The organism is Adlercreutzia sp. DFI.6.23 (assembly GCF_024462535.1).
Lineage (GTDB): Bacteria > Actinomycetota > Coriobacteriia > Coriobacteriales > Eggerthellaceae > Adlercreutzia > Adlercreutzia rubneri.
On the sequence record NZ_JANGBP010000033.1, the window covers coordinates 1 to 600 of the forward strand.

The window sequence follows — 600 nt, forward strand, 5'->3', positions numbered from 1 at the left end:
CGGCGCCTGGTAGGTGACGTCCTTCTCCTTGCATTCGTGCACCGTGTACTTGGGCTCGCCGAACTCGTGCTTACCGAATTCGACGCACATGTCGCCGGTGTTGTTCTCAATCGGGCACACATCGGCGAACGCCTGGGCCAAGCCCTCGTTCTTGAACCAGTCGAAGCTTTCCGTCTGGATAGCGGTCAGGTTCGGGACGTCCATGACGTCGGGAATCTTCGCGAAGCTTCGGCGATCCCTGTAAAGGCTGGTGGGAGAGGATTTCTTATCCATTGCCACGAGGCTGTTCCTCCTTCACGTCCATCGCAAATCTGCAAAAAAGTTGCAATTCGCTAAAATACTACGGCGTGAAGCCCGAGTCAAGAAAAATTTTTACGAGCCATGGAAATTTTCTGGAAAATAGGGGCTCGGAGCTGGGCGTTGTTGCGTTCCGTCCTCCGTAGGGGGCGACCTTGGTCGCCCCTCCTCAGGTGAGGGCGCCGCGCTTGAGGAGGGCAGACCAAGGTCTGCCCCTACGGATTGGAGCGCCACGCTCTCGCGCAACGAAACGGGCGGACCGAAGTCCGCCCTTGTGGGATGGGGCAGAGCGTTTTCGCTCCG

The 600-nt window shown here is 58.2% G+C and carries 1 protein-coding gene; it reads right to left on the reverse strand.

Annotation, left to right across the window (positions count from 1 at the left end; all coding sequences use genetic code 11):
* On the reverse strand, nt 1-273 hold a 273-nt coding region (locus tag NE591_RS12190; RefSeq protein ID WP_256156737.1), incomplete at its 3' end, for a hypothetical protein.
* Between the last annotated feature and the right edge of the window lie 327 nt (nt 274-600).